Here is a 6,956-nt window from a genome sequence, read left to right on the forward strand (position 1 = left end):
TAAAAATCTTATTAAGATATGAGATAAAAGATTTAATGCCTATAGATATAGAAGATACTATGGTTGTAGCTATACATGAACTAGAAAAACACCGACAAGAAGATGGTAACTTACCTATGATAAACATAAAAAACCTAGCACAAGAAATAAAAATTAATTATCCCAATTTATTCCTACAACTAGACAATCTATTCCACTAAATCTTTATTATATTGATAATTTATATCTAAATATACTCACAATACTAGTTTAAAAGTAGAATATAAAACATTAAATGATAATCAAGAGATAAGGAGTATTAAAGTCAATATATAGTTTAACATATGCTAATATAAAGAATATCAAGCATTAAAGGACATAAAAATTATTAAACTATATAAATAGGATAATCTATAAAAAACATATGAAAAAAATTAATATCGTATTATAATTCTATTTTAGTTGTTCGCACAAAAAAGCATTCTAATATTTCTATAGCAATCAAGAAATTTGAAAAGACTTCCCCCAATCCTTGCATCGACCTACATTCCCACACTTGAAAAGTGCAGTATCATCGGCGAAGAGAAGCTTAACTGCTAGGTTCGGAATGGAGCTAGGTGTTTCCTTCTCTCTATAGACACAAGAAAAAGGGGAATAAAGACAAATTGCAAAGTAATAATTAATTACAAAGTTTTTATCTAACCAAATATACTTTGTCCTTATTTCCATTTTTCTTATATGTAATAGCCCTTCATTTACATTTATATATTTCTTTATACAATCTAAATGTTATTCTAAATTCATTTTTATAATAAAGTAATAGCAATTCACTTACAATCACACTTTGCTTATTAAGTTCTAAATCTTATACTCAATAAGGCAGTATCCTAGAAAAAAAGCCAAACGGTCTATTAGTAGTAGTCAGCTAAACACATTACTATGCTTACACATCTACCCTATCAAGCAGCTAGTCTTGCTGCGACCTTCAGGGAAAGTTCATCTTGGAGTTGGCTTCCCGCTTAGATGCTTTCAGCGGTTATCACATCCACGCTTAGCTACTCAGCGATGCTCTTGGCAGAACAACTGATACACCAGTGGCGTGTCCATCCCGGTCCTCTCGTACTAGGGACAGCTCTCCTCAACTTTCCTACGCCCACGGCAGATAGGGACCGAACTGTCTCACGACGTTCTGAACCCAGCTCGCGTACCGCTTTAAATGGCGAACAGCCATACCCTTGGGACCTGCTCCAGCCCCAGGATGCGATGAGCCGACATCGAGGTGCCAAACCTCCCCGTCGATGTGAGCTCTTGGGGGAGATCAGCCTGTTATCCCCGGGGTACCTTTTATCCTTTGAGCGATGACCCTTCCACACAGAATCACCGGATCACTATGACCGACTTTCGTCTCTGCTTGACTTGTTTGTCTTGCAGTCAGGCTGGCTTATGCCATTACACTCTACTTGCGATTTCCAACCGCAATGAGCCAACCTTTGTAAGCCTCCGTTACTTTTTAGGAGGCGACCGCCCCAGTCAAACTACCCACCAGGCATTGTCCTACTTGAGGATAACTCAAGCTAGTTAGCAGACAGAAACATTAAGGGTGGTATCTCAAGGATGGCTCCATCTCTACCAGAGTAAAGATTTCAAAGCCTCCCACCTATCCTGCGCATAATGCTCCCATCGGCAGTGCCAAGCTGTAGTAAAGGTCCACGGGGTCTTTCCGTCTTGCCGCGGGTAGGAGGAATTTTCACCTCCACTACAATTTCACTGAATCACTCTTTGAGACAGCTCCCATCTCGTTACGCCATTCATGCAGGTCGGTATTTAACCGACAAGGAATTTCGCTACCTTAGGACCGTTATAGTTACGGCCGCCGTTTACTCGGGCTTCAATTCAAAGCTTCGCATTGCTGCTAACTAATCCTCTTAACCTTCGAGCACCGGGCAGGCGTCACACCTTATACTTCCTCTTACGAGTTTGCAAAGTGCTGTGTTTTTGGTAAACAGTCGGGAGGGACTCTTTGCTGAGACCACATTGCTGTGGCACACCTTATCGCGAACTTACGGTGCTAGTTTGCAGAGTTCCTTAAAGAGAGTTCTTTCACGCGCCTTAGAATACTCATCTCATCTACCTGTGTCGGTTTGCGGTACGGGCAACATAAGCTAAACTTAGAGGCTTTTCTTGGCACGACGGCATCAATGGCACTCCAATTGGTCCGAAGACCGCTTGAAGCTATTTGAGTTTCGAATACAGAGGCGGATTTGCCAATCCCCCAATCTACGCTCTTAAGTTAGCACTTCCATCAGCTAACGCCATTTAGCCCTATGCGTCCCCCCATCGCACACTTATGTTGGTATGGGAATATTAACCCATTTTCCATCGACTACCCCTTTCGGACTTATCTTAGGACCCGACTAACCCTACGATGACGAGCATCGCGTAGGAAACCTTAGATTTTCGGCGAAGTGGATTCTCACCACTTTTATCGCTACTCATTCCTGCATGCTCACTTCGCATCGCTCCAGCACTCCTTACCGGTATGCCTTCAACGCTGATACGAACGCTCTTCTACCACTGTGCATCAGCACAATCTACAACTTCGGTGTCTATCTTAGCCCCGTTATATTTTCTGCGCAAAATCACTAGACCAGTGAGCTGTTACGCTTTCTTTAAAGGATGGCTGCTTCTAAGCCAACCTCCTGGTTGTCTAAGTAACTTCACATCATTTTCCACTTAGAATAGAACTTTGGGACCTTAGTTGGTAGTCTGGGTTGTTTCCCTCTTGACGATTGATTTTATCACCCACCGCCTGACTCCCAAGATACGGTAATAGGTATTCGTAGTTTGACAGGGGTTGGTACCGCGGTGAGCAGCCCTAGCCCAATCAGAGCTCTACCCCCTATTACTATCACTTGAGGCTATACCTAAATATATTTCGAAGAGAACCAGCTATCACCAAGTTTGTTTGGCCTTTCACCCCTATCCACAGCTCATCCCAACCCGTTTCAATGGGTACGAGTTCAGTCCTCCATAAGCTATTACACTTACTTCAACTTGGCCATGGATAGATCACTTGGCTTCGGGTCTGCAGCATCTGACTAAACGCCCTTTCAGACTCGCTTTCGCTACGGCTTCGCGTTTGCTTAACCTTGCCAGATACCACAACTCGCAGGATCATTATGCAAAAGGCAGTCCATCACCCTTGTGAATCCCTTTGAAAAATCAGGCTAAATTTAGCTTATACACAATCTTTGCGGGAGTTTGAAAAAATCTTGTGCGATAGCCATAAGGCTAGTCTCCGCAGTTTTTTCTACAAAACTCATAAATCTTACCGCAAATCTTACGCATAATACTAGAATTTTTTGGAGTTCTTTTTTTAAGATTCCACACTTTATTTTAAAACTTTAAAATTATGAAATCATAAAGAACAAAGCAAATGGCGAAGTATCTTGAGGTGAGTTTAAAGGTTGTGAGGTCATTGCAAATGAGGCGTATATAGACATACGCCGCAATGAAGCAATGTTCTCGCTCCTTTAAAATCACCCAAGAGACAAGCCTAGCTAATTCCTCAAAGGGACTCACAATAGGGCTCTGAATGATTGTAGGCAAATGGTTTCAGGTTCTATTTCACTCCGCTCACTGCGGTTCTTTTCACCTTTCCCTCACGGTACTTGTGCGCTATCGGTGTGATAGTAGTATTTAGGGTTGGAGAGTGGTCTCCCCTGCTTCAGCCCGGATTTCACGTGTCCTGACCTACTCTGGATACTGCTACCTAGCAATCTCTTTTCACATACGGGACTATCACCCTCTATGATTATTCTTTCCAGAATATTCTGCTAAAAGATTGCAGTGGATATTGCAGTCCTCAACCCCAGTAGCAAGCTACTGGTTTGCCCTCTTCCCCGTTCGCTCGCCGCTACTAGGAGAATCTCGTTTGATTTCTTTTCCTCTAGCTACTGAGATGTTTCACTTCGCTAGGTTCGCTCCATTAAAGGTAATACCTATCTCTAGGTATTGGGTTGCCCCATTCGGAAATCTACGGATCAAAGCTTCTTGACAGCTCCCCGTAGCTTATCGCAGTCTAGTACGTCCTTCATCGCCTCTATCACCCAAGGCATCCACCATTTGCCCTTACAAGCTTTTTGCTTCTAAGGATACTGCCTTATTGAATATAAGAAAGTCTTTATTCAATAAGCAATATATCGCGTAATTGTAGTTAATTACTATTTTAGGCTATTAACAATAATTTTTCAAATAACATTTAGACTTTAAAAGTCTAATGTAAAGATTCTAAAAAATCCTTGCATTAGACTTTAATACATTTGTAATTAAGAAATAATTACATATTCTTTGTCAATGGTGGAGAATAGCGGGATCGAACCGCTGACCTCCTGCGTGCAAAGCAGGCGCTCTCCCAGCTGAGCTAATTCCCCTCTAATTAATGGTGGGCTTAGGAGGACTTGAACCTCCGACCTCACCCTTATCAGGGGTGCGCTCTAACCACCTGAGCTATAAGCCCTCTACTTAAGAAAAAGCTATTCTAGTTTTGGTAGATTCCATAATCTCTTAAAAGAACAATGCAATATTACTAAGCTAATAATCTCTGAAAACTAAGCAAGAATCATATTGCAATAATGCAATTGCTATATACACAATATAATATCAAATATAAAAATAACACTTCTTCAATTACTATCAAATTACAAATAACTAAATACTCTTTAAGCAATATGTTAGAGAAAGGCTTCAAGCTAGTTTAATCATAATTAAATGATTAAACATAATTCTCTAGAAAGGAGGTGATCCAACCGCAGGTTCACCTACGGTTACCTTGTTACGACTTCACCCCAGTCGCTGCATCCGCCGTGGGCGGTAACCAATTTAGTATCCCGACTTAAGGCGAATACAACTCCCATGGTGTGACGGGCGGTGAGTACAAGACCCGGGAACGTATTCACCGTGACATGGCTGATTCACGATTACTAGCGATTCCAGCTTCATGTAGTCGAGTTGCAGACTACAATCCGAACTGAGAGACGTTTTAGAGATTTGCTCCACCTCACGATATTGCTCCTCTTTGTGCGCCCCATTGTAGCACGTGTGTAGCCCTAGGCGTAAGGGCCATGATGACTTGACGTCGTCCTCACCTTCCTCCTCCTTACGAAGGCAGTCTCCTTAGAGTGCTCAGCTTAAACTGCTAGCAACTAAGGACGAGGGTTGCGCTCGTTGCGGGACTTAACCCAACATCTCACGACACGAGCTGACGACAGCCGTGCAGCACCTGTTTTCAAGCTCCACAGAAGTGGCACTCCCATATCTCTATAGGATTCTATCAATGTCAAGCCTAGGTAAGGTTCTTCGCGTATCTTCGAATTAAACCACATGCTCCACCGCTTGTGCGGGTCCCCGTCTATTCCTTTGAGTTTTAATCTTGCGACCGTACTCCCCAGGCGGAATGCTTAATGCGTTAGCTGCATTACTGCCCTGTCAAGCAAGGCAACAACTAGCATTCATCGTTTAGGGCGTGGACTACCAGGGTATCTAATCCTGTTTGCTCCCCACGCTTTCGTGCATGAGCGTCAGTAATGTTCCAGTAGGTCGCCTTCGCAATGAGTATTCCTCTTGATCTCTACGGATTTTACCCCTACACCAAGAATTCCACCTACCTCTCCCACACTCTAGACTAATAGTTTCAAATGCAGTTCTATAGTTAAGCTATAGGATTTCACATCTGACTTATTAGCCCGCCTGCGCACTCTTTACGCCCAGTGATTCCGAGTAACGCTTGCACCCTCCGTATTACCGCGGCTGCTGGCACGGAGTTAGCCGGTGCTTATTCGTGAGATACCGTCATAATCTTCTCTCACAAAAGGAGTTTACAATCCTAAAACCTTCATCCTCCACGCGGCGTTGCTGCTTCAGGCTTTCGCCCATTGAGCAATATTCCCTACTGCTGCCTCCCGTAGGAGTCTGGACCGTGTCTCAGTTCCAGTGTGTCCGTTCACCCTCTCAGGCCGGATACCCGTCATAGCCTTGGTGAGCCATTACCTCACCAACAAGCTGATAGGACATAGGCTGATCCTTTAGCGAAAAACTTTCCCCCGTAGGGAGTATCCAGTATTAATCACCGTTTCCAGTGGCTATCCCAGACTAAAGGGCACATAACCTATGCATTACTCACCCGTGCGCCACTAATCCACTTCTAGCAAGCTAAAAGCTTCATCGTTCGACTTGCATGTATTAGGCACGCCGCCAGCGTTCACTCTGAGCCAGGATCAAACTCTCCATAAAAATGGAAGTTTGACAAACTAAATATTAGTAAGCAAACTCTCCATAAAAACTATGGAAGTTTGAGCCAAAAATAAAATAATGGCAGAAACTCTCCATAAAAATTTGAGAGTTTGAGCTAATAAATAAATTAAATAGTCAAACTCTTTTAGATAAAAGCTAAAACAATATATTTAAACATTGTTAAAGCTACTATCAACATAAAAAATCTAAATATTATAGAACATAATATAAGACTTAATATTAGGTTTATTTACTTGAAGTTTATCCATGCTCTCAATATATCACTTAATTAAAACTATTAAATCTCAAAAATGATTTATATCATTCAACAAAACCTAATTCGCTAGATGAAAATAAACAATCTAAGACATTTAAAATTTTAGTTATAGTCGAGTTGTAATATGACAATTGAAGAATATTTGACACTAATATTAAGTGTAAATAGTCTTGCTTAGTTTTCAAAGATCATTGCTTTAAGTCAAACAACACCCTTCATCGTGTCGGAATAAATAATCATCTTGATTATTTAAGCCGCCCGACTTGAGAAACGAAATTCTAATACTATAAAGCTTAAATTATTCTTAAATATATAAAAATATTGTAAATTTATCAGTAAAAATTAAAATCTGGCTGTTTTAGCATAGGTAATAAGCAATAAATAAGATGTTTGAATGGGTTTGGGGGGT

1 protein-coding gene, 2 tRNA genes and 3 rRNA genes are annotated in these 6,956 nt (G+C 41.5%); 1 reads left to right on the forward strand and 5 read right to left on the reverse strand.

What is annotated here, in order from left to right:
- A partial coding sequence (locus LS73_RS09435; RefSeq protein WP_138070027.1) for a DUF2603 domain-containing protein occupies positions 1-200 on the forward strand: 200 nt, incomplete at its 5' end.
- Between the two features lie 308 nt (positions 201-508).
- Here LS73_RS09435 and rrf read toward each other — a convergent pair.
- The 5 genes from rrf to LS73_RS09460 all read right to left on the reverse strand — a co-directional run bounded on the left by rrf (position 509) and on the right by LS73_RS09460 (position 6,270).
- Positions 509-624 (reverse strand): 5S ribosomal RNA (rrf, locus tag LS73_RS09440).
- A gap of 245 nt (positions 625-869) precedes the next feature.
- A 23S ribosomal RNA gene (locus LS73_RS09445) occupies positions 870-4,124 on the reverse strand.
- A gap of 212 nt (positions 4,125-4,336) precedes the next feature.
- A tRNA-Ala gene (locus LS73_RS09450) sits at positions 4,337-4,412 on the reverse strand.
- 9 nt (positions 4,413-4,421) lie between these two features.
- Positions 4,422-4,498 (reverse strand) — tRNA-Ile (locus LS73_RS09455).
- A 273-nt stretch (positions 4,499-4,771) separates the two neighbouring features.
- Positions 4,772-6,270 (reverse strand): 16S ribosomal RNA (locus tag LS73_RS09460).
- The 16S, 23S and 5S rRNA genes sit together here with 2 tRNA genes alongside, the layout of an rRNA operon.
- Positions 6,271-6,956 lie beyond the last annotated feature (686 nt).

This window comes from Helicobacter muridarum (assembly GCF_000765805.2).
In the GTDB taxonomy this organism is placed as follows: domain Bacteria; phylum Campylobacterota; class Campylobacteria; order Campylobacterales; family Helicobacteraceae; genus Helicobacter_A; species Helicobacter_A muridarum.